At 40.4% G+C, this 22,803-nt stretch carries 24 protein-coding genes; 2 read left to right on the top strand and 22 right to left on the bottom strand.

Annotated features, from left to right (window positions below; translation table 11 throughout):
• Positions 1-3: 3 nt before the first annotated feature.
• The 22 genes from VK541_RS18410 to VK541_RS18305 all read right to left on the bottom strand — a co-directional run bounded on the left by VK541_RS18410 (position 4) and on the right by VK541_RS18305 (position 20,831).
• Complete coding sequence (locus VK541_RS18410; RefSeq protein WP_324371849.1) at positions 4-1,470, bottom strand: NADH-quinone oxidoreductase subunit M; 1,467 nt, start codon at positions 1,468-1,470, stop codon at positions 4-6.
• A 20-nt stretch (positions 1,471-1,490) separates the two neighbouring features.
• Complete coding sequence (gene nuoL, locus VK541_RS18405; protein WP_324371875.1) at positions 1,491-3,383, bottom strand: NADH-quinone oxidoreductase subunit L; 1,893 nt, start codon at positions 3,381-3,383, stop codon at positions 1,491-1,493.
• Between the two features lie 21 nt (positions 3,384-3,404).
• A complete protein-coding gene (gene nuoK / locus VK541_RS18400) occupies positions 3,405-3,734 on the bottom strand; it encodes an NADH-quinone oxidoreductase subunit NuoK (protein ID WP_324371848.1) in 330 nt (109 codons plus the stop codon).
• Entirely contained in the window at positions 3,734-4,231 is a 498-nt protein-coding gene (locus VK541_RS18395) for an NADH-quinone oxidoreductase subunit J (protein WP_324371846.1), read from the bottom strand. Before VK541_RS18395 ends, nuoK begins: the two co-directional genes overlap by 1 nt.
• 112 nt (positions 4,232-4,343) lie before the next feature.
• Positions 4,344-4,847, bottom strand: coding sequence for an NADH-quinone oxidoreductase subunit I (locus VK541_RS18390; RefSeq protein ID WP_324371844.1), 504 nt, complete (start codon positions 4,845-4,847; stop codon positions 4,344-4,346).
• A 33-nt stretch (positions 4,848-4,880) separates the two neighbouring features.
• Positions 4,881-5,918, bottom strand: coding sequence for an NADH-quinone oxidoreductase subunit NuoH (nuoH, locus tag VK541_RS18385; RefSeq protein ID WP_324371843.1), 1,038 nt, complete (start codon positions 5,916-5,918; stop codon positions 4,881-4,883).
• Entirely contained in the window at positions 5,918-6,922 is a 1,005-nt protein-coding gene (locus VK541_RS18380; protein WP_324371842.1) for a 2Fe-2S iron-sulfur cluster-binding protein, read from the bottom strand. The genes nuoH and VK541_RS18380 overlap by 1 nt, the downstream gene beginning before the upstream one ends.
• 5 nt (positions 6,923-6,927) lie before the next feature.
• Positions 6,928-8,295, bottom strand: coding sequence for an NADH-quinone oxidoreductase subunit NuoF (gene nuoF, locus VK541_RS18375; RefSeq protein WP_324371841.1), 1,368 nt, complete (start codon positions 8,293-8,295; stop codon positions 6,928-6,930).
• Entirely contained in the window at positions 8,295-8,807 is a 513-nt protein-coding gene (locus tag VK541_RS18370; RefSeq protein WP_324371840.1) for an NAD(P)H-dependent oxidoreductase subunit E, read from the bottom strand. The genes nuoF and VK541_RS18370 overlap by 1 nt, the downstream gene beginning before the upstream one ends.
• The gene (locus tag VK541_RS18365) at positions 8,800-10,014 is read right to left on the bottom strand and encodes an NADH-quinone oxidoreductase subunit D (RefSeq protein WP_324371838.1); all 1,215 of its coding nucleotides are present in this window, start codon (positions 10,012-10,014) and stop codon (positions 8,800-8,802) included. The genes VK541_RS18370 and VK541_RS18365 overlap by 8 nt, the downstream gene beginning before the upstream one ends.
• Before the next feature lie 6 nt (positions 10,015-10,020).
• A complete protein-coding gene (locus tag VK541_RS18360) occupies positions 10,021-10,524 on the bottom strand; it encodes an NADH-quinone oxidoreductase subunit C (RefSeq protein ID WP_324371837.1) in 504 nt (167 codons plus the stop codon).
• A complete protein-coding gene (locus VK541_RS18355; RefSeq protein ID WP_324371874.1) occupies positions 10,524-11,066 on the bottom strand; it encodes an NADH-quinone oxidoreductase subunit B in 543 nt (180 codons plus the stop codon). Before VK541_RS18355 ends, VK541_RS18360 begins: the two co-directional genes overlap by 1 nt.
• 107 nt (positions 11,067-11,173) lie before the next feature.
• A complete protein-coding gene (locus VK541_RS18350) occupies positions 11,174-11,545 on the bottom strand; it encodes an NADH-quinone oxidoreductase subunit A (RefSeq protein ID WP_324371836.1) in 372 nt (123 codons plus the stop codon).
• A gap of 77 nt (positions 11,546-11,622) precedes the next feature.
• Entirely contained in the window at positions 11,623-13,359 is a 1,737-nt protein-coding gene (locus VK541_RS18345) for a hypothetical protein (RefSeq protein ID WP_324371835.1), read from the bottom strand.
• A 135-nt stretch (positions 13,360-13,494) separates the two neighbouring features.
• Entirely contained in the window at positions 13,495-14,400 is a 906-nt protein-coding gene (locus VK541_RS18340; protein ID WP_324371834.1) for a substrate-binding domain-containing protein, read from the bottom strand.
• Between the two features lie 232 nt (positions 14,401-14,632).
• Positions 14,633-15,454, bottom strand: a complete 822-nt coding sequence (locus tag VK541_RS18335) for a TonB family protein (protein WP_324371832.1) — start codon at positions 15,452-15,454, stop codon at positions 14,633-14,635.
• A gap of 27 nt (positions 15,455-15,481) precedes the next feature.
• Entirely contained in the window at positions 15,482-16,021 is a 540-nt protein-coding gene (locus VK541_RS18330; RefSeq protein ID WP_324371831.1) for a biopolymer transporter ExbD, read from the bottom strand.
• A 9-nt stretch (positions 16,022-16,030) separates the two neighbouring features.
• The gene (locus tag VK541_RS18325) at positions 16,031-16,648 is read right to left on the bottom strand and encodes a biopolymer transporter ExbD (RefSeq protein WP_324371829.1); all 618 of its coding nucleotides are present in this window, start codon (positions 16,646-16,648) and stop codon (positions 16,031-16,033) included.
• An 83-nt stretch (positions 16,649-16,731) separates the two neighbouring features.
• Entirely contained in the window at positions 16,732-17,574 is an 843-nt protein-coding gene (locus VK541_RS18320; RefSeq protein ID WP_285060410.1) for a MotA/TolQ/ExbB proton channel family protein, read from the bottom strand.
• Positions 17,575-17,857: 283 nt separating this feature from the next.
• Positions 17,858-19,462: a phosphoenolpyruvate carboxykinase (ATP) gene (gene pckA, locus VK541_RS18315; RefSeq protein ID WP_324371827.1), complete on the bottom strand. Its 1,605-nt coding sequence runs from the start codon at positions 19,460-19,462 to the stop codon at positions 17,858-17,860.
• A 134-nt stretch (positions 19,463-19,596) separates the two neighbouring features.
• On the bottom strand, positions 19,597-19,950 hold the full coding sequence (locus VK541_RS18310) for a translation initiation factor (protein ID WP_324371825.1): 354 nt from the start codon (positions 19,948-19,950) through the stop codon (positions 19,597-19,599).
• Complete coding sequence (locus tag VK541_RS18305; RefSeq protein WP_324371824.1) at positions 19,947-20,831, bottom strand: diacylglycerol kinase family protein; 885 nt, start codon at positions 20,829-20,831, stop codon at positions 19,947-19,949. The genes VK541_RS18310 and VK541_RS18305 overlap by 4 nt, the downstream gene beginning before the upstream one ends.
• 232 nt (positions 20,832-21,063) lie before the next feature.
• On the opposite strand from VK541_RS18305, the gene metK reads away from it, so the two are divergent.
• Both metK and VK541_RS18295 read left to right on the top strand, forming a co-directional pair.
• The gene (gene metK / locus VK541_RS18300) at positions 21,064-22,314 is read left to right on the top strand and encodes a methionine adenosyltransferase (protein ID WP_324371823.1); all 1,251 of its coding nucleotides are present in this window, start codon (positions 21,064-21,066) and stop codon (positions 22,312-22,314) included.
• Positions 22,315-22,430: 116 nt separating this feature from the next.
• Positions 22,431-22,778 carry a hypothetical protein gene (locus VK541_RS18295; RefSeq protein ID WP_324371822.1) on the top strand — a complete coding sequence of 116 codons (348 nt, stop codon included), beginning with the start codon at positions 22,431-22,433 and terminating at the stop codon, positions 22,776-22,778.
• Positions 22,779-22,803: the final 25 nt, after the last annotated feature.

Here is a 22,803-nt window from a genome sequence, read left to right as displayed (position 1 = left end):
TGCTTAATTTACCAATGTTAATTTTTGTGTTACTTGTTCTATTAAATGTTGCACTGATGCCTCCGACAATTGAAGGATCGGTTTAGGATATACCCCCAGTAAGATGACCAGTACACAAACTGTATATAAAACTACTTTCTCAGATCCTTTTATATCTGTAAAGTTTATGGTAAGGTCGTTCGTTTTGCCCAGCATGATATTTTGGTACATCCTCAACATATATACAGCACCAAAAATGATCGTAAGACCGGCAAATACAGCGATCCATGCATTGTATTGATATATACCTACTAATAAAAGAAATTCTCCGATAAATCCGCTTGTTCCTGGTAGTGCTACTGTTCCCAAAACTATAATAAGTGCCACTATAGCGAGCTGAGGGGCTTGTTTGGCAATTCCTCCTAATTCGCTGATCTTGTTTGTTTTTAAACGGCTGGCTATGATGTCCAGTACAAAGAACAAGCCTACTACATTGATCCCGTGACTTAACATCTGGACCATTGCTCCCTGCATCCCCTGCTGGTTTAATGCAAAGATGCCGGCACTGATCAGTCCAACGTGGGCTATTGAAGAGTAGGCCACTAATTTTTTTGCATTCTTTTGGGTGAAAGCGATCAGTGATGCATAAACAATACCAATAACAGAGAGTATAATAGCTGTATGTCCCCATTCTTGTACTCCCAATGGGACAACTGGAAGTAACCACCTGATCACTCCATAAATACCCATTTTTAACATGATGCCTGATAAGAGCATCGTACCCACCGCAGGAGCCTCGGTATAGGTATTTGGCTGCCAGGTATGAAAAGGGAATATGGGCATTTTTATTGCAAAGGCGACAAAAAAGGCCCAAAATATCCAGGCTTGTTGGGTAGAATCGAGATTGAGGTTATAAAAAGCCTGTAAGTCAAAATTCTTCGCCGGGTTTTGAAGGTATAAATAAATTATGCCCAACAGCATGAACAAGGAGCCAGCAATAGTATATACAAAAAATTTCATGTTTACCTTGATGCGGTCTTTGCCGCCCCAAACTGCACAAATGAAATAAATAGGTATCAATGCGGCTTCCCATCCTATGTAAAACAAAAATGCATCCAGTGCTGTAAATACGAGCAGCAAACCGCTCTGCATAAATAGAATAAGTGCGAAAAATGCGTTTGGACTTTTATAATTGTGCTGATAGCCCGCCAGAATGATCAGGGGTACCAGAACATTGGTTAGCAATACTGCAACTATGCTTATTCCATCAATTCCAATATGAAAATTTATCCCGAGCTCCTGTATCCAGGGTTGATTTACCACAAATTGTATACTGGCATCCGGCGTAAAGTTACATACTGTGATCAGTGTAAATACCAGGGAAACAATGGAGGATCCCAGGGCAACGTGTTTTGCAGCATTGCCGGAAAGGGCCGCAGCCAGAGCACCAACCAACGGTAAAAATATAAGAAGTAGTAAAAGTTGTTCCATTATCTTTTCTTGAACGATCTTTATAGAGATAAATAAGTATACAATAACAATGAGATGATTCCTACCACCATCATAAAGATATAAAACCCAACATTTCCTGACTGTACCAATCGCAGCCCCTTACTGGCTTCCGAAGTCCCCCAGCCCAGTCCATTCACGATGCCATCCACGATCTTATTGTCAAAAATCTTGTAGAAGAACCCCGAGAGAATGTCTAATGGCTTTCTGATCAGTGCGTCATAGATCTCATCAAAATAAAATTTGTTATAGGATAAATTTGCAAATAAGGACCGTTTCGCCTCATCAGGTCCGGGAATGTGATTTTTCCCTATATATCTGGAGTAAGCTACTCCGATTGAGATCAGAACACCTATTACCGAAACAGCCATTAATGCATATTCGGTGGCATGATCGGGTGATTCAGCAGTATGATGTATCACTGGTACAAGCCAGTGTGACAACCAGTGACTTCCGCCTAAAACCTCTGGTATACCAATTATCCCTCCTATCGCAGACAGTATCGCCAGTACGACAAGAGGAAGGGTCATTGAGGTCGGCGACTCGTGAATTTTCTCTTCCGCATGATGCGTGCCGCGATATTTTCCATAGAAAGTAAGGAACAGCATCCTGAACATATAAAATGCGGTTAAAAACGCTCCGAATACGGCGATTCCCCACATTAACTTGTCATGTGTATAAACATGCGCAAGGATTTCATCCTTAGAAAAGAAGCCGGAGAACGGAGGCAGTCCTGCTATGGCAATTGTTCCAATCAGCATGGTTATAAAAGTGACTGGTAATTTCTTCCGCAGCCCACCCATGTGCCTCATGTCCTGCTCGTGATGCAGGGCGTGGATAACTGATCCTGCACACAAAAATAGCAATGCTTTGAAAAAGGCGTGAGTGATCACATGGAAGAAAGCGCCGTTGTAGGCGCCAACTCCAAGACCTAAGAACATATACCCAAGCTGGGATACTGTAGAGTAAGCCAAAACCTTTTTAATATCGGTTTGTGTCAGGGCTATTACTGCAGCTACTATTGCTGTCGCCAGACCAACAATGGCAATGACGTGCTGGATCATTGGAGCGAGGTCAAATAAAAGATTTGATCTTGCAATCATGTAAATACCTGCTGTTACCATCGTTGCAGCGTGTATCAAGGCGGATACTGGTGTCGGCCCGGCCATTGCGTCTGGAAGCCAGGTGAACAATGGAAGCTGTGCTGATTTACCGCAGGCGCCTATAAATAATAACAGGGCGATGAGCGCGATAGTAGAATTACCTGGGAGCATGTTGGCCGCCTGGGGAAATATTTTTGAGAATTCTACACTTCCAAAAGTTGTGAAGATAAAAAAGACGCCCAGCAAAAATCCCAGGTCACCGATGCGGTTCATCACAAAAGCTTTTTTTGCTGCTGATGCGTAACTGCTGTTGGTATACCAAAATCCAATGAGCAGGTAAGAACATAAGCCCACGCCTTCCCAGCCAATAAACATCACGATGTAATTAGCCCCTAAGACCAGCAGCAGCATGAAAAAGATAAACAGGTTCAGATAACTGAAGAATTTACCAAATCCTTCATCGTCATGCATATATCCAATAGAATAAATATGGATCAGGAAGCCGACACCTGTAATGATCAGCAGCATTATTGAGCTTAGCGGATCTACCAGGAAGGAGAGTGGTATATGCAAACTGCCGGCACTTATCCAGTCGAAAAGAAATATTTCATGAGATTTAACAGGGTCAGATCCCAGTGCTAAAAAGATTCCGATACTTATCGCAAAGGAAATGAATATCGCTCCACTCCCAATAAAACCTATAAGCCCTTTTGAAAAGGTGTTTCTGCCCAGCCCATTAAGTATAAAACCAATAAGGGGAATTAAAGGAACCAGCCAAACTAAATCTATTATCATCTTATAATTTATACTTAATTACCACTTAAGGCGGTTTAATACATTAATATCTATGGATTGTGTATTTCGGTACACCATTACGATGATACTCAACCCGACTGCAACTTCGGCGGCGGCCAGAGCCATGATGAAAAACACAAATACTTGTCCGGAGGGATCATTGCTGTGTACAGAAAAAGCCGTAAGCAACAGGTTTACTGCATTGAGCATCAGCTCTACCGACATAAAGATCACGATTGCGTTTCTGCGTGTCAGTACGCCAATCACTCCGATGGTGAAAATAATTGCACTTAGCCATATGTAATGGTTAAGCGGCACTCCCTGTAACTGATGAGTCATGTTCTCCATTATACTTTCTCTTTTTTAGTTAACAATACTGCACCAACCATTGCTGAAAGCAGCAATATTGACGACAATTCAAATGGCAGCATAAACGGTCCGAATAGCTCCTTTCCTAAATTCTTTAACAATCCGAGCTCCGGATTTCGAAGAAGCACCGGATCTGAAACAGCGGTTGCTTTTAAAGAACCAATAAGTGTTACGACCAAACAGCAGCCGGCTATTACTCCGACGATCTTCACCATATTTGATTTCAATGGTTCATTGTCTTTATTGAGATTCAGGAGCATGAGTACAAAAAGAAAAAGTACCATGATAGCTCCCATATAGACAATGAAGTTCACTACTGCCAAAAACTGTGCGTTTAACAGCACGTAATGAACCGTAAAAGTGAAGAATGTGAGAATCAGATAAAGCACACTGTGCACCGGGTTCTTTGAAAAGATCACCAGCAGTGAAAAGATCACGCTTAATGTTGCTACAAAATAGAATACTGATGTACCCATTAATTTTCTTGTTTAGTTTATTTTTCACCACGTCATCGCGGGGCACGAAGCAATCTCATCTTTAAGTCAGTTGCTTTGGGATTGCTTCGTTCCTCGCAATGACGTTTTATCATTATAATTTATTACTCAATGGCTGCTCTACCAATTTATCCTTGCCATAGATAAAATCCTTGCGGAGATAATCAGCTGGCACTATCGGACCGTCGAGGTAAATTGCCTCTTTTGGGCAAGCTTCTTCACATAATCCACAAAAAATGCAGCGCAGCATGTTGATCTCATATACCGAAGCGTACTTCTCTTCCCGGTAAAGGTCTTTCTCTTCTGGCTTGCGCTCGGCGGCTATCATGGTTATGGCTTCCGCAGGACAAGACAATGCGCAAAGACCACATGCGGTACAGCGCTCCTTCCCGTTTTCATCTCTTTTCAAAGAATGCATTCCCCTGAAGTTGGTCGAGAATTCCCGCTCCTGTTCAGGATATCTTATTGTCGCTTCCTTTTTAAAAAGATGACTTATGGTAACAGACAAACCTTTTACTATTGCAGGTAAATACATGCGCTCTGCAAAGGACAATGGCTTTTGTTCTAATACTTTCTTTTTACTGGTTAATGGTTCCATTAAACCTCCTTTATTGTTATCCGCAAATGCGGGTTAAAACTTTTCAATTATCGCAATCACAATACCCGTAATGATGATGTTGGCGATAGCCAGGGGAATTAACCCCTTCCAGCCCAGGTGCATCAGCTGATCATACCGGAAGCGTGGAATTGTCCACCGTACCCACATGAAGAAAAATATAAATGTGAATATTTTAATAAAGAACACCACGGTTCCAATGAGCGGGCCAATTATAGGTCCGGCATGCAGCAATACCCAATCCATGCCCGGGTAATTGTACCCGCCAAAATATAATGTCGCCATTACTGCTGAGGATACAAACATATTGATGTATTCTGCAAATAGATAGAACCCAAGTTTCATCGAAGAATATTCTGTATGATAACCACCAATAAGCTCAGTTTCACATTCAGGTAAATCGAAAGGTGCCCTATTGGTCTCAGCAAAAGCACAGACCATAAAGATCAGGAAACCTAATGGCTGATACAATATATTCCAATGCCATCCATGTTGCTGCTCTACAATTTCCTTAAGACTCATCGTGCCGGTTACCAGGAGCAAAGCAATGATGGACAGCCCCATCGCAATTTCATAACTGATATTTTGAGAAGCAGCACGTATAGCACTCAATAACGAATATTTATTGTTTGAGGCCCAGCCTCCGATCATCACCCCATACACGCCTAATGAAACCACTCCAAAAATGTAAAGGATTCCAACATTTATATCTGTGACCTGCAACGGAACAACTCTGTCGCCAATGGTAATTGCACTGCCCCAGGGTATAACAGCTGTCCCAATACAGGCAGTAAGCATCGCCAAACCAGGACCAACCATAAATAACCATTTGCTGGCATTGGAAGGAATGATCTCCTCCTTCATAAACATCTTCACGCCGTCAGCAAGCGGCTGCAGAATTCCAAAGGGACCAGCCCTGTCAGGACCAAGCCTGTCCTGCAAGAAAGCGGCGACCTTACGCTCCGCATAGGTCGAATACATAGCGATTAGTAAGCTAATGGCAAATATGATGGTAACCAGTATAAATTTTTCTATTACAAAAGCTATATCCATTAGAATTTAGTGGTTTTTTCTAGTTCAACTTTATTAGCCAATTGCAATTTAGCATTGTCCTGAATCACTGGCAGCGGTTTTAAAGTTTCGTAATGATTGGAAGCTATAACCGAAGCGTCGCTAATGTGTGTTGGGTGTTCGATGGTCCAGTCCGCTGTTTTCTTTTTGTCAAATCTGCAGGTATTACAAATGAATTCCTCCACCTCTCCATACACATCTTTACGGGCGGTAACCCTTAGTACATCTTCACCTTTATACCATAAAGTTACCTTTCCGCTGCATGTCGGGCAATCTCTGTGTGCATCAATAGGTTTAGTAAACCAAACCCGGTTTTTAAACCTGAATGTTTTATCAGTGAGGGCTCCAACCGGACATACGTCGATGACGTTTCCGGAAAAGTCGTTGTCTACCGCAGTTTGAATATAGGTAGATATTTCGGAATGGTCTCCGCGGTTTAAAATACCATGGACCCGTTTATTGGTGATCTGGTCGGCAGTGAAGACACAGCGATAACACAATATACACCTGTTCATGTGCAGCTGGATCTTGTCTCCAATGTCTATACGCTCAAAAGTTCTGCGTTCGAATTCATACCTGGTTTTTTGCAAACCATGCTCATAGCCAAGATTCTGAAGGTCGCACTCACCTGCCTGATCGCAAACCGGACAGTCTAAGGGGTGATTGATCAGCAACATTTCAACAACCCCGCTGCGTGCCTCGATGACCTCTGGAGAAGTGATATTCTGAACTTCCATCCCATCCATCACTGTGGTACGGCATGATGCTACCAGTTTCGGCATTGGACGCGGATCTTTTTCAGATCCTTTACTGACTTTAACAATGCAGGTGCGGCACTTTCCTCCGCTCCCTTCTAACTTAGAATAATAACACATTGCCGGAGGCACAATATCACCACCTATTTGTCTTGCAGCATTTAGAATACTTGTACCGGGTGCAACTTCTACTGTTATCCCGTCTATGGTTACCTTAACTTTATCACTCATGATCGTTAATTTCCTGTCGTAACTTCTGCTTTCGCAATTGGCTCAGCATAATTTGCCAAACCATAATTAGTATCTAGACTTTTAACCGGCTCTTTCACATGCCATTCAAACTCATCTCTAAAATGTCTTATGGCGCTTGCAACCGGCCAGGCCGCCGCATCACCTAATGGACAGATCGTATTTCCTTCAATCTTTTTTGATACATCGACCAAAAGATCAATGTCGCTCATCTTACCATGTCCATATTCTAATCTGTGCAATACTTTTTCCATCCAGCCGGTACCTTCTCTGCAGGGAGAACATTGACCGCAACTCTCATGATGATAGAACCTCGAGAAATTCCATGTATTTCTAACGATACACTGGTCTTCATCAAAAGCAATAAAACCACCCGAGCCAAGCATAGTTCCTGTAGCAAAGCCCCCTTCAGAAAGCGACTCATAGCTCATCAGTCTCGGTTCTCCATTAGCAAGTTTTAAGGTTAAATTGGCCGGCAAAATAGGCACTGATGATCCTCCGGCTACTGTAGCTTTCAATCTTTTCCCATTTGCCATCCCACCACAATACTCATCAGAATAGATAAATTCCTCAACTGGCAAGCCAAGCTCTATTTCATACACGCCCGGTTTCACTAAATTGCCTGAAGCAGAGATCAGTTTAGTTCCTGTACTGCGGCCAATTCCGATCTTGGCATACTCATCACCGCCGTCGTTGACGATAGGAACTACTGCTGCAATAGACTCCACGTTGTTCACAACGGTTGGGCAGCCATATAATCCAGCAATTGCAGGAAAAGGAGGCTTGATCCTCGGATTGCCACGCTTACCTTCCAATGATTCCAGTAATGCCGTTTCTTCACCGCAGATATATGCGCCGCCACCTGGCTGTACATATAACTCGAGGTTATAACCTGTTCCTAAAATATTCTGCCCTAAAAATCCGGCACTTTTTGCTTCAGCTATTGCTTTTTCCAGAATGCGGATTTGAGGCATCATTTCGCCCCTCACATAGATATAAGACGTATTAGCACCTAATGCAAAACTGGAAACGATCATCCCCTCTATTAATGCATGGGGAATATATGTCATTAGATAACGGTCTTTAAAAGTCCCTGGTTCGGATTCATCAGCATTACACACCAGATAACGTGCGACACCCTCAGGTTTCGCCAGAAAGCTCCATTTCATTCCGGTTGGAAATCCAGCTCCTCCGCGACCGCGTAGTCCGGATTTTTTGACTTCCTCGACGATTTCATCAGGCGTTAAAGTTTTTAAAGCTTTTTCAACGGCACGGTAACCGCCTTTCTGGCGGTAAACATCAAGTGTATTGATGCCCGGTACGTTTATATGTTCTAATAATAGTTTACGAGCCATTATCTTTTGCGTAAGTCTTCTATCAATTCGTCAACCTTCTGTTCATTCAGGTTTTCGTAAAATGTATATTCGGGGCCAATCTGCAATACAGGAGCATAGCCGCATGCAGCCAGACATTCTACTCCCCTCCAGCTGAATAAGCCATCCTCAGTAACCTCACCTTCTTTAACTCCAAGGCTATGTTCAATATGGTTCATCAGCTTTTCAGCGCCGACTAAACAACAAGGGCCTGTCCTGCATACTTCAAGCATGTATTTCCCTTGTGGCTTTAAAAAGTACATGGAATAAAAGGAAGCAACCTCATAAACTTCAATTGGTAAGATGTTAAGATAGTCTGCCACCTTGTCCATAGCGTTATTGCTCAACCATCCCAACTCTGCCTGAACCTCATGAAGTATGGGAAGCAAAGCTGATTTGTGCTTTCCCTCTGGATATCTTTTAACGATTTCATCACACTTAGCGATTAAGGCTGATGAAAAATCTACAGGTTGTTGTTGTTCTACTTTAAGCATCTAATTCTCCTGCAATAATATTCATGCTACTCATGTTGATAATGGCATCTGAAAGCAGCATGCCTTTACTCATGGGAGCAAACATTTGATAATTAATAAAACTAGGTCTTCTGAAATGTAACCGGTAAGGTGTTCTCCCCCCGTCATTGATCAGGTAAAAACCAAGTTCCCCGTTTCCGCCTTCTACGGAATGATAAACTTCCGCTTTAGGGGCATCTATTTCTCCCATCACAATTTTGAAATGATAGATCAATGCCTCCATATTATTATAAACCTCTTCTTTGGCCGGCAGGTAAAATTCAGGCACGTCTGCATGAAATATTCCCGCAGGTTCATGTTTTATCTTTTCCAAAGCCTGCTCAATCAGTCTGATGCTTTGCCACATTTCCTCATTGCGCACCAGATAGCGATCGTATATGTCTCCGCTTGTCCCAACGGGAACTTCGAAATCGAAGTCCTCATAAGAAGAATAAGGATCACTCACACGCACATCATAATCCACACCTGCTGAACGCAATAAAGGCCCCGTCCAGCCATAATCCAGGGCCTTCTCCGCAGAGACTTCGGCCACCTTAGCGGTGCGGTCAATAAATATGCGGTTACGGTTGAGTAAACTTTCAAATTCCCGTAATGCTACCGGGAACTCTTTTAAGAATTTATTGATCTTTGCAAAAGCTATTTCATTGAAATCCCTTTCAAAACCACCGATACGTCCGATATTTGTTGTCAGCCTGGCACCACAAATCTCCTCATAGATCTCATATATATGTTCCCTGAACTGAAAAAGATAAAGGAATGTCGTTGTTGCCCCGGTATCCTGTGCAATAATTGTATTGCAGATGATATGGTCGGATATCCGTGCCAGTTCCATAATAATCACCCTTAAATAATCCACACGCTTAGGCATTTGAATATTCAATAGTTTTTCTACGGTCATGTGCCATCCCATATTGTTGATCGGCGATGAACAGTAATTTAAACGATCAGTCAATGGAGTGATCTGATAGAAAGGGCGATGTTCGGCAATCTTTTCAAATGCTCTGTGAATGTATCCTATAGTGGAAACTCCGCTAACAATACGTTCACCATCCAACTGAATAACATTCTGGAAAACACCATGTGTAGCCGGGTGAGTTGGCCCCAGGTTCAGGGTTACCAATTCATTTTGCGGATCATTGTCCGTCTCTACTGGCTGATTGTGATTCATATGTTATTATCTACCAAAGTATTCGTCTTTTTTATCTACCCTATTTGGATCTTCCAGGGGATACTGCTTAAGCATTGGATGAACACCAAGCTCATCCATGTTCAATATTCTTCTCAGGTCCGGATGACCTTCAAACTTAACTCCAAAAAGATCGTAAGTTTCTCTTTCCATCCAGTTTGCACTGTTCCACAAGGTAGTCGCCGTAGGAATCTCAGGATGGTGTTCATCAATAAATACCTTGACCCTCACCCTAATGCGTTTAACCATACTGTGCAAATGATAAACTACAGCGATTCCATGTTTTTTACCAGGGTAATGCACCGCGGTTATATCCGTGAGAAAATTAAAATTTGCCAGGCTGTTTTGCTTTAAAAACTCCAAAACAGTGATGATTACATCCTTGGTTGTCTCAAAAGTGAGGAACCCATACGGTTCATTAACCCCGGAGATTCTATCTCCAAATCTTTCAGTCAGTAAGACCGTTAATTCTTGGTTTGTAATGTCTGCCATTATTGTATCCCGTATGAAGCTAACATATCTCTATATTGATCAGAATTCCTTCTTCTCGAAGATTCATTTCTTACCAGTTCCTGTATCTTACCAAATCCATCCAGAATAGCTTCCGGTCTTGGAGGACAGCCTGGGACATATACATCTACCGGAATAATCTCATCAATACCCTGCAATACAGAATAAGTATCAAAAATACCTCCGCTTGAAGCGCAGGCTCCAACAGCCATTACCCATCGGGGCTCTGCCATTTGTAAGTAAACCTGCTTTAAAACAGGACTCATTTTTTTAGCTATGGTGCCCATGACCATTAAAAGATCTGCCTGGCGTGGCGAAAAACTTAACCTCTCCGAACCAAAACGTCCAAAATCGTAGTGTGAGCCCATAGTGGCCATAAACTCAATTCCACAGCAGGATGTTGCAAACGGTAAAGGCCATAATGAATGGGAACGGGCAAGACCGATCACCTTATCTAAAGAGGTAGCAAAAAATCCGGACCCCTCTATACCCGGCGGCGCTTCTACAATATTGATGTCACTCATGATATAAAACAAAAAAGGCTCATTCCGGTAAAGAATGAACCACAAATCTACAATTTTTTAAAAGCAAAAGAATTAAAGCGCCATCATTTAGAACCGATCTAAATAGATTAATTCCAATCCAGTGCCTTCTTCTTAATGACATAAATAAAGCCAAGCAGCAACGTTCCCATAAAGATGAACATCTCAATCATTCCCGACATTCCGAGGCTTCTAAAATTTACAGCCCAGGGATACATAAAAATAACCTCGACATCAAACAGTACAAATAAAATCGCTACCAAAAAATACTTTATAGAAAAGGGCTGTCGTGCATTTCCGACTACTTTAACACCAGCCTCAAATGTAGCTAGTTTATCGTCAGTCTTTCTTTTAGGACCCAGAAAATGGGTTGCAATTAAAGTTACAACAACAAATCCTAAAGCAACAATAACCTGAATTATTATAGGCAAAAAATCTACCGGCACACTTTGAGTTTCCATTTGAATGTTATTATGCTGCAAAAATAAAAGAAAAAGGCAGGATAACAACCCTGCCTTTTTCTTTTATTAGAAATTCACTACTTTTTCTTTTTAGGAACAGCTTTGGCAGCAGCCTTTGGTGCAGGTGCTGTTAATGATTTAATTCCTTCGGTAGCAGTAGCATTTGCCGGATCAATAGCTAATGCTTTGTCCCAGTACAATTTCGCTTTTTCTTTATCTTCCTTATAAGCTGCAAACCCTGCAATTTGGTTATAGGCCTCTACCATATTTCTTTTTACAACAACAGTTTGTTTATCCACCTTTGTTTCTACAGAATCCAGGTATTGCTGATAAAATGGGAGTTTAGCACCTGTTGGGGCAACAGAACTCGTATCAAGAAAGTCATTTATCCTTGCTCTGTATACTAATGCTTCTACAGTACTCGGGGCTGCTTTCAATAATTTAGAAAGTGCGCTATCTCCATCCAATAAAACCTGTCTGGATGGATTAGTTTTAGCGGTATAACCTTTTGCATAGTACACATACGACGCTACACCTTGATAGAACAAATTATAAAGTGAGCCTTTTCCATTAGGGTTATATTGATTAACGATTTTGTAAGTATTAATTGCTTTTAAATAATCTTTTGCATCGTAATATTTCTTAGCTACATCAGCTAATATTTCAGCTTTGGACGAATCTTTTGCAATGGCCTTGGTAACATTAATAATTCCCAGGCTATCTTCATTGTTTTGCAATTGTGCCTGGCCCAGGTATAAATAATCTTCAGGTATAATACGTGCAGTGTCTTTTACTTTTGCAAAGAAGTCGTTCATAAACTGCAGACTTTGAGGATAGTTCTGATTTTCATAAGCAGAATATCCACGTAATCTGAGAACAATCAGATTTTTGGTATCGTTAGGATTCATCGCTGCCAGTTCTGTGGTCTCTTGTTCTAACGTTTTATAGTCTTTAGCATAGAATAAGATCTGTGCGTACCTGATCCGTGACTCATATGACTTATCAGTCAGATCAAGATATTTTTTGTAATTGGTAATAGCGTCTGCGTTTTTCGTAGCAGCACTTGCCGGCTCAAAATCAGCCCACTGTCTGTACAATTCTGCAAGCTCACGATAAGCAGGTCCATAATTAGCATCAGCAGCAATTACATTCTTCAATTCAGTTTCACCCTCTGTGAAAGCTCTTGACTCTTTATACATCCTTCCGATTTGAACTGTAGATCTGTATAAAGCAGGATTGATGCTTAGCGCGCGCATATAGTTTTGCAGAGCTTCTGAGTTCTTTCGCTGAAGTGCATAAAAGTCTCCTAACGCAACAAATGTTTCAGGATCTTTGTCTTTATCATCTAGCTCATCTGCCTTTTGCAGATTAGGAAGCGCTGCTGCAAAATCAGGTTTGGCTGTTGCTATATATGCTTTACCCGTATACAAATAAGGTGTATAATCCTTTTTTGACGCAACTTCTATTGCCTTAGCAAAGTTGGTTTTCGCAGACGCTGCATTATTAGACATCAAATCAGCCTGACCTAAACCCACGTAATTTAACGGGTTTTTCGCTTCTGCAGTCACTCCTTGGGTAAACGCAGCCCTTGCAGAATCCAAATAGTCTCTTTTTAAATAAACATTACCTAAATAAAAGTAATTTTCGCCTTTACCGGCTTGTGATTTTACCAATGCTTTAAGCGTCGAAGTCGCTTTTTGGTATTGTTCGGCATCTATCGCCTTCTTCGCATCATCTATGCTCTGAGCAAAAGAGGCAGAACCTATCACTACTAAACCTAAACCTAAGGTTATTGCTTTCTTTGTCATTTTCATGGTTCGTATATTAGTATTTAAATTGTTATGAAGCTTGATTAGCAGACTTCATGGTTCGTTATATTTTAATTATTTATAGTAAAAATTTTATGAATCTTATTTATTTATCCAAACTCCGTGCCTCAAATATAAAATTTAGTTCTTATTCTTCAAGTTAAATTCCCGTGGAACGATCTTATGCGGGCCCAATCCAGATCTAAGCACAATTAACTGACCACGAGGACTCATCAGCCAATTTGCAAATCCGGTACCCAAACCATCCCTGCCTTCACAATCTATAATGTAAACGTTTCTTAAAAATGGATAAATACCATTGATCAGATTAATTTGTTTAGGTGTATAAAATGCATCATCTCCCTTTTTTCCCTTTACATTCTTCACACCCATCATTTTCACCTTCCCAATATAAGCAGACATATTGGCATTATTGGCTATTAACCAGTTAACACCAACTACACCAATAAAGTTTTTATGCTCCCCTACATACTTTATAACGTCATTATCATCCTCTAAAGTATATACACCGCTTTTTGGAAGTTCCTTTATTTGTGCCAATTCCTTAAAATAGCGTAATGTACTTGAATAAGCATTGTCAAATACCAGGTTTTTCCCTCCGGTATCAGCTCCTTTTAATATGCTGATCACTTGATCCACTGTAATATTACTGTCAATGTTATCCTTCCCTGTGATCAAAGCAATACCATCAATTGCAAATCGCGATGTCTTTGGGATAATTCCCCTGTTTCTGTATATTTTCTCTTCATCTGGTTTTAACCTTCTTGACAAGATAATAACTCCCATGCTATCATTCAAAAAGTTGGGAACAATTTTGTTTTCATTGCCTTCCGAAATGTTAAACTTCGCATCTTTATAATCGCTGTTGAACACTTCAACCTGGTCGGCAATAATTGAAGAAAACGATTCATCAACAAGTATTTTTACCGTACCGGAAGTCCTGGTTTGAACAACCGCATCTTTTTTTGAAGAATCTGAGCAAGCCACAATTGACAATACCAAAAACGCTAATATAAGATTCTTCATTCTAATCATTATCTCGTTTAATCACACGGGTAAACCTGATCACACCATATACGATTAATATGCAACCAAGCAGTATTCTATATTTTCTTTCTATATCTACCGGCATATCTGCCCAAAAAATCAATATGAAACCCAGCACCAGGTAAAAAGCGAACATGACTAGCCCTAAAATAAACAGAAATCGCTGTTGAGGCGATTTCTGTTTAAATGTTTTTAAACTAAACATTTTTTGCTATTGAGATAAAGTAAAACTGATTGGAATGTTATACTTAACACGAACTTTTTTACCATTCTGAACACCAGGGATCCATCTAGGACTAGCCTTCAGCACCCTCATTGCTTCCTCATCCGTACCACCACCAAGTTTTCTTTCGACCTTGATGTCAGTTAAGCTGCCATCTTTCTCCACAACAAAAGATAAAAATACTTTACCTTGAATGTTGTTTTCCTGAGCCTGAGCAGGGTATCTTACAGCTTTTTGAACATAAGCATAAAATTTATCCATGCCACCAGGGAAACTTGGCTGGGTCTCCAGACTTACGAAATCATAAACCTTGGTATCCTCTACCACTGCAGCCTGTTTAGGGCCATCTCCAGCAGCTGTCGCGATAACGATATCAGCATCAGGATCTCCGGCTACAGTTTTCTGACCGGGATCAGCCTTTTTTAAATCTTCAATCTCCACAGGTTCCTCATCACGAACCAATTCATCCGGCTTCACAATAGGAGGAGGGAACTTAATCTGATCCTGCTTTGGCGGAGGTGGTTGTGGCGGGGGTGGAGGTGGAGTCTCCGGATTTACCGGAGGAGGAGGCTGCACAACAACCTCTACCTGTTTAACAATCTCATCTTCCGGAGGCGGTGGTGTCACCAACTCCGCAATTTTAGGGGACAAGAACACCAGTATGAATAACGATGACGCTATCAACAGTGCTTTAGTTGTGTTTGCATCACTACGCTGACGAAGCTCGTAAGCACCGTAGCTTTTGTTTTTGTTAGCAAATACAACATCAAGCCAATCCCTTTTAAATAAATCTATTTTTGAACCAAACATAGCTTAATATTTTACTTTTGTTTATATCTATTTTAATATCCCGCCTTCTCTCATGAATGCCTTCTCGTTATCGAGAATATTTACATCATCGATAGCCGGGGCTGTTTTAATGGCGGCAATATTAAGCTCATCCATTATATCAACAAAATTCTTATACGTAGCTCCATCTGTTGGCTTAACAACGATAACGATTTGCCTGTTTGTGTTTTTCTTTACAGCTTCTTTGTTCTTTAGTAAGGATCTCCTCACTTCGGCGAAGCTTTCAATAACAGGATGCGCATCCTTTGCCTCACCCATATACCAAGCCACTTTATCTTTCTCTCCAAGAAGAATGGTCATGGTTTGTGACGCACGAAGTTCATTTCTTACTTCGTTATCCTCTTGATCCGGCTTTGCAATGTCCATTGCAATCGGCTTTGACAGGGAGGTGGTTAGCATAAAGAAAGTGATCAACAAGAATGCAAGGTCAACCATAGCGGTTAAATCCACTTTGGTATTCGCTTTCTTGGTTCTTACTTTACCGCCGCCTTTTTTCCCTCCCCCGCTGGAGGTATCTAATTCTGCCATAATATGTTTTTATTTTCCGCCTTCGGCTGAAGTAATTAAACTAAATTTGTTAATTTTTTGCTTTTGAAGGATATCTATTATTTTCTTAACAGTAGGATATTCTTCTTGGGCGTCTCCTTTTATACTTATTCTCAGGGGGGCATTATGCAATTCAGCAACTGAATGACGATTTTGCATAATCCATTGTGCCAGTTGGTTGTTGGTTGAATCTGATGGTATCCCCGCACTTTGCTTAGCAAATTTCTCCCTGTCCTCAGAGTCCATAGCTATAAATTGCTTCAAACTTTCTATTGGAACACCGAAAGATCCTAAAACCTTAAAGCGTTTTATCTCCTCAGGAGTGAACTGAATATTATATTGCTGCCCCATTTTAGCAAGAGTTGCCTCTTTGACGTCCTGGCCTACAATCTCATAGAAAACCTTTCCTTTTCCGCCGATCGATAAAATGCCTATATCATTATCAGGTACTTTGATCTTATAAGTCGAACTAGGGATAATTATATCCAAAGGATCAGGCTGGCGCGCAGTTGCTGTTAATATAAAGAAAGTCAGCAGCAGGAATGACACGTCGCACATGGCTGTCATATCAATTGCAGTGCTCTTTCTTTGGACCTTTGCTCTTGGCATATCTTTAAAAATTACTTACTTTTTTACTAATGATGTTAATTCATCCGGTTTTCCATAAAAGCCGGTAAAAAAAATAATACTTTCTATTTATGCGTGCTGGCGTAAGTCTGGATGATGCTAAAACCTGCTTCGTCAATTGCGTAAGTTAACTTATCAATCCTGGAAGTAAGGATGTTATACATGATAATTGCAAAAGTAGATGTACCGATACCTGTAGCTGTATTGATAAGGGCCTCAGAGATACCAGTTGCCAAAGCCGCCTGATCCGGAGCACCAGAGTTAGCCAAACCACCGAAGGCTTTGATCATACCTGTTACTGTACCCAATAGTCCTGTAAGTGTTCCTACTGAAACCAAAGTAGCGATTACTGTTAAATTTTGCTCCAGCATTGGCATTTCTAATGTAGTTGCTTCTTCAATATCTTTTTGGATAGCCAGACATTTTTGATCAGTATCCATATTTTGTTCTGATTCCATCTCACGATATTTTCTCAATCCGGATTTAATTACATTCGCAACAGAACCTTGTTGTTTATCACACTCAGCAAGAGCAGACTCGATATTGTTTGAATTCAGAAGACCCTGGATCTTTTTCACAAAAGAATCAAGACTGCTTTTACCAGTCGCTTTACTGATTACAATTGAACGCTCAATAGAGAATACAATTACCATCAGGAACATACCCAATAGAACAGGTACGATAACCCCTCCTTTATAAGCCATTCCCATATAGTTACCCGGTAATGGAAGAGTTTCATGCAAATCAGGATCAGCTCCGCCGATGAAATTTCCCCTGTCTCCAAAAATAAATTTGTAAACACAAATTCCGATAATGATACAAATTGGAATAGTTAACGTCGCGAATAAATTTGAAGCTGAAGATGAACCTTCTTTTTTAACTGTTGTTGGTTTTGGTGCGTTTGCCATTTTTTTTAGTTTTTTAGTTTTAGTACTTTGTTTTTTAAATTTAGATTATTATTCCGTAATACACACAACGACGATTACAAATAATTGTTGCAATAACAAATTTATAACTTTGATTTTAATTCCAAATTAAATAATCATTAGCTTGTTAATTCGTTACGTTGCGCCTATTCTCCCTACTCGCATTCCTGTATAATTAAAAAAGATCGTCTCGTTGCGGAGACAATCTTTCACAATTAAAACTAAAAAAAAACTGAAATGCAAATTTTTAGGTAAAAAAATACTTTTAAATTGTGTTTTCAACAACTTTAGGGAGTGCGGCTATCATTTCATCGTTCGCAAAGGCTTCAAATTGTCTAAAGTTATTTACGAAGGCAATCGATAGTTCACTAGCTCTGGCATCATATTTTTGCTTATCCGACCACATGTTTTTTGGGTTTAAAATTTCTGCAGGAACGCCAGGACAGCTCACAGGAATCTTCAATCCAAAGACCGGATCAGTTACAAACTCCACTGCTTCAAACAGCCCGTTTAAAGCTGCCGATATCATTGATCTTGTATAATCAAGTTTGATCCTTTTACCAACCCCATAAGCACCCCCACTCCATCCGGTATTAACCAGCCAGACATTCACATCACTCTCTCTCATTTTTCTTCCCAAAAGCTCTGCATATTTTGTCGGATGCAAAGGCAGGAATGCCTTACCAAAACATGCTGAAAAAGTAAGCTGAGGCTCCGTTATCCCTGCTTCGGTTCCAGCAACCTTAGCTGTATAACCAGAAATGAAATGAAACATAGCCTGCCCGGCATCTAATTTTGATATGGGAGGCAAAATCCCAAAAGCATCAGCTGTCAGAAAAAAAATATTTTTAGGCGCCTTTGCAATCGATGGTACAAATGCATCATTAATAAACGTTATAGGATATGCTACCCTTGTATTTTCAGTTTTTTTGATGTCCGAAAAATCTACCCTTCTCGTTCCCGGAAAATAATTGGTGTTTTCAAGTAATGCCCCAAACTTTATAGCATTAAATATCTGTGGTTCTTTCTCCTGGGTCAGGTCAATACATTTTGCGTAACAACCTCCCTCGAAATTAAAAACAGTTTCAGGTCCCCAGCCATGCTCGTCATCACCGATCAGTCCTCGTTCCGGATCCGCCGAAAGCGTAGTCTTTCCTGTGCCCGAGAGTCCAAAAAAGATTGCTGTATCTCCATTTTTTCCAACATTTGCCGAACAGTGCATAGGCAAGGTATCCTGTTCATATGGCAGCAGTAAATTTAATACGGAAAATATCCCTTTCTTAATCTCACCAGTATATCCTGTGCCACCAATTAAAATAATTTTCCTTTTAAAATTTAAGATGGAAAAGTTTGCCTGCCTTGTTCCATCCGTTACCGGATCAGCTAAAAAGGAAGGGGATGCGATAATTGTCCAGTCAGGCGTATCACCTAAACCGCTTTCTTCCGGCCTTAAAAATAAATTGTTGGCAAAAAGATTCTGATATGCCGTTTCCGTAATGACCCTGACACTTGTTTTATAACTACCCTCAGCGCAGGCATACGTGTCGCGTACGTAATATTTTCCTTTACTGAGATGCTTAGTCAGTTTTTCAAACAAAGAGTCAAAATTGCCTTCGTCAAATTTGATATTGACGTCGCCCCACCATACAATGTCTCTGGTTGTGTCGTCACAAACTATAAACCTGTCTTTGGGAGAACGGCCAGTAAATTTTCCTGTATCTACAGCCAGTGCGCCACTATCGGCAAGAGAACCTTCCCCGTTCATCAGGGCTTCCTCAACCAATTGTGCCACATTAAGCTGATATAAAGCGTGTTCTGAATTAAGATTCAAATAGCTTAGATCAGGCTTCAGCATAAATGCTTTGCTCATAAGAATAATAAGTTAGTGCAGCAAAGTTATGCAGATAAAAAGCTAAAAAACACTCTTTCCCAAGAAAATTTTTACTTATTGTAACGAATACACTATAAACTAATTCGTTTATAATCAACTGATTATATTCAAAATTAGCCCCCTGATTTTTTTACTTTATAACCCTCTTTTTGCAGGATGGCCAATACCTTATCCCTGAAATCTCCCTGTATCAAAATCTCTCCATCCTTAGCAGCCCCGCCTACTCCGCATTTTGTCTTGAGTATTTTAGCTAACTTATCCAGATCAGCGTCATTACCCAAAAAACCCGTTATTAATGTTACAGCCTTTCCGCCTCTGTTTTTTTTATCCAGCATTACTCTTAGATCCTGCTTGTTATTAGGAATCGCCTCCTCCCGGGTTTCTTCCTTCTCTTCATAGTTAAAACCCGGGTCTGTTGAATACATAATTCCACCCAAATCGCTTAAAGTTTTCTTTTTAGATTTCATATCAAAGGCGTAATGATCTTTAATGATAACGGAGCAATACTCGCGGCTATTTCTTTCCCCATAAAAAAGGGTTCTCCGTCAATATGGATGGCATCATCATTTTCTCTGGTGATCTTTATCTGTTTTCCCCGGATTATTTCAACTAAGTCAGATCTGTTAGTTATTCCTCTGACCATTTCGTAACCAAGAAGAGGAAGCTTATACATAGGAAATTCCTTAACTATACAAACATCCAGTAAACCATCAGTTATTGAAGCGGCAGGAGAGATATGGGCATTATTACCGTATTGGGATGAATTTGCCAGGCTAATTACAAAGGCTTTTTTAACATAATCAACACCATCAATATTGAGGTGATAGACCTGAGCTTTATAGTCTAATACTTCTTTCAATCCTAACCTTAAATATCCGGTCAGACCTCTTGATTTATTGCCGGCAAATACCGAGCTGATATGTGCATCAAAACCCATGCCTGCCATGTTAAAGAAATGCTTATCATTGAATTTCCCGGTATCAATTAACAGGGTATGCTGATGGTTTATTACCTCAATCGCTTTAACGGTATTCATCGGGATTTTTAAAAACCTTGCCAGCCCATTTCCTGAACCAAAAGGAATAATTCCAAGTATTTTATGCTGCTGCATCACTTTAGTAGCAATTTCGTTGATCGTCCCGTCGCCTCCCACAGCAACAATGATGTCAAAATTTTTGCCCGAGGCTTCTTCCGCTATTTCTGACGCATGGCCGATATATTCCGTAAAGCTAAAATTCGGATTAAATTTTGAGCGGTCCAGGGTAGCATCAATCAATCCGGGGATCTTCATTTTGTCTTTCCCTCCCGAAATGGGATTGATGATAAATAATATATTAGACTTCGACAAGTGCTTTTGATTTATAACGACACAAAATAATTGATATTTTTTGACTATTTGAATATATATACTAATTTTGCACCGTTAAAAAGTGGACTGATTTGCGATGCTATCTAAAAATAGCGGGATTGCAACCACGTAAAAAAAAGTGCTAACCTATCTACACTTCCTTTTACAGCCTGTTTCACAGGATTGGCTCCTTCTAATTAACAATTTTAAACTTAAAATTTAATTATTTAGAATGTCATATTTATTTACATCCGAATCAGTTTCTGAAGGCCATCCAGACAAAATAGCTGATCAAATCTCCGATGCACTTATTGATAACTTTTTAGCATTCGATCCCGAGTCGAAGGTTGCATGCGAAACTTTAGTGACCACCGGCCAGGTCATATTGGCTGGTGAGGTAAAATCCCAAACCTATCTGGATGTTCAGCAGATTGCCCGTGATGTTATTAAAAAAATCGGATACACCAAAAGTGAGTACATGTTTGAGGCAAACTCATGCGGAATTCTTTCGGCCATTCATGAGCAGTCACAGGACATTAATCAGGGCGTAGACAGAAGCAGTAAAGAAGAGCAGGGCGCAGGTGACCAGGGAATGATGTTTGGTTACGCTACCAATGAGACTGAAGACTACATGCCTTTGGCTCTGGATCTGGCACACAAACTATTACAGGAACTGGCAGTGCTAAGAAGGGAAAATAAAGAAATCGTCTATTTGCGTCCTGATGCCAAATCACAGGTGACTTTAGAATATGATGACAACAACAAACCTGTCAGGATCGATGCCATAGTGATTTCTACTCAGCACGATGACTTTGATGAAGAGTCTACAATGCTTGCCAAGATTAAAAAAGATCTGGTTGATATCCTAATTCCAAGAATTATAGCAAAATATCCCCAATACGCGCACTTATTCAACGATAAAATAGAATACCACATCAATCCCACAGGAAAATTCGTGATCGGTGGTCCACATGGCGATACAGGACTTACAGGACGTAAGATTATTGTGGATACTTATGGAGGCAAGGGCGCCCATGGCGGCGGCGCTTTTTCCGGAAAGGATCCAAGTAAAGTTGACAGAAGCGCTGCTTATGCAACGCGTCACATTGCCAAAAACCTTGTCGCAGCCGGAGTAGCTGATGAAATATTGGTGCAGGTCAGTTATGCTATTGGCGTTGCCAAACCAATGGGTATCTATATCAATACTTATGGAACAGGAAAAGTAAGCAAAACAGACGGCGAGATTGCAAAAATTGTAGAAAGCATTTTTGATATGCGTCCTTACTTTATAGAACAACGTTTAAAGCTCAGGAACCCAATATATAGCGAAACAGCAGCTTATGGCCATATGGGCCGCAAATCCGAAACAGTTACCAAAACTTTCAAAAGCCCGGGAGGCGAAGAGAAAACCGTAACTGTTGAGCTGTTTACATGGGAAAAACTAGACTTCGTTGATAAAGTAAAAGCTGCTTTTTCTTTATAAGGCAGACCTTAGTTTGAAACTACAAAAAAGGCTTCTAATCTTAATTAGAAGCCTTTTTTGTAGCCATTGGAAAACCTTTCTTCGTCCTGGTTGTTGTATCAAAAAACAAATCTATTATGGAACGTCCAGTTGAAATGAATACCCTTAGTCAAATTTTGGAAAAGTTAAGACTTAAAGGTTTAGACAATGAAATAAAGATGACTGATCATGGCAAAATGCAGGGAGCAGGCGTCAACAAAATATACAATCCCGAAGATCTTACCATTATAAAAACATATCGTTTTGAGGGGGATTCCGATCCTGCCGACAACTCAGTACTGTATATCCTGGAAGATAAAGATGGTCAAATCGGATATATCCTGGATGCATATGGCATGTATAGTTCCCAGGAAGGGGCAGGATTTGATGATTTCTTAAAGAAAATACCTACAGCCGACAGGGATTTGCAAGAATTATTAAGTTAGTTTATTCCATCCTAGCAAATAAACA

The sequence above is a fragment of the Pedobacter sp. genome, from assembly GCF_035317785.1.
In the GTDB taxonomy this organism is placed as follows: Bacteria; Bacteroidota; Bacteroidia; order Sphingobacteriales; family Sphingobacteriaceae; genus Pedobacter.
This window is presented reverse-complemented; position numbering and strand designations above follow the sequence as displayed.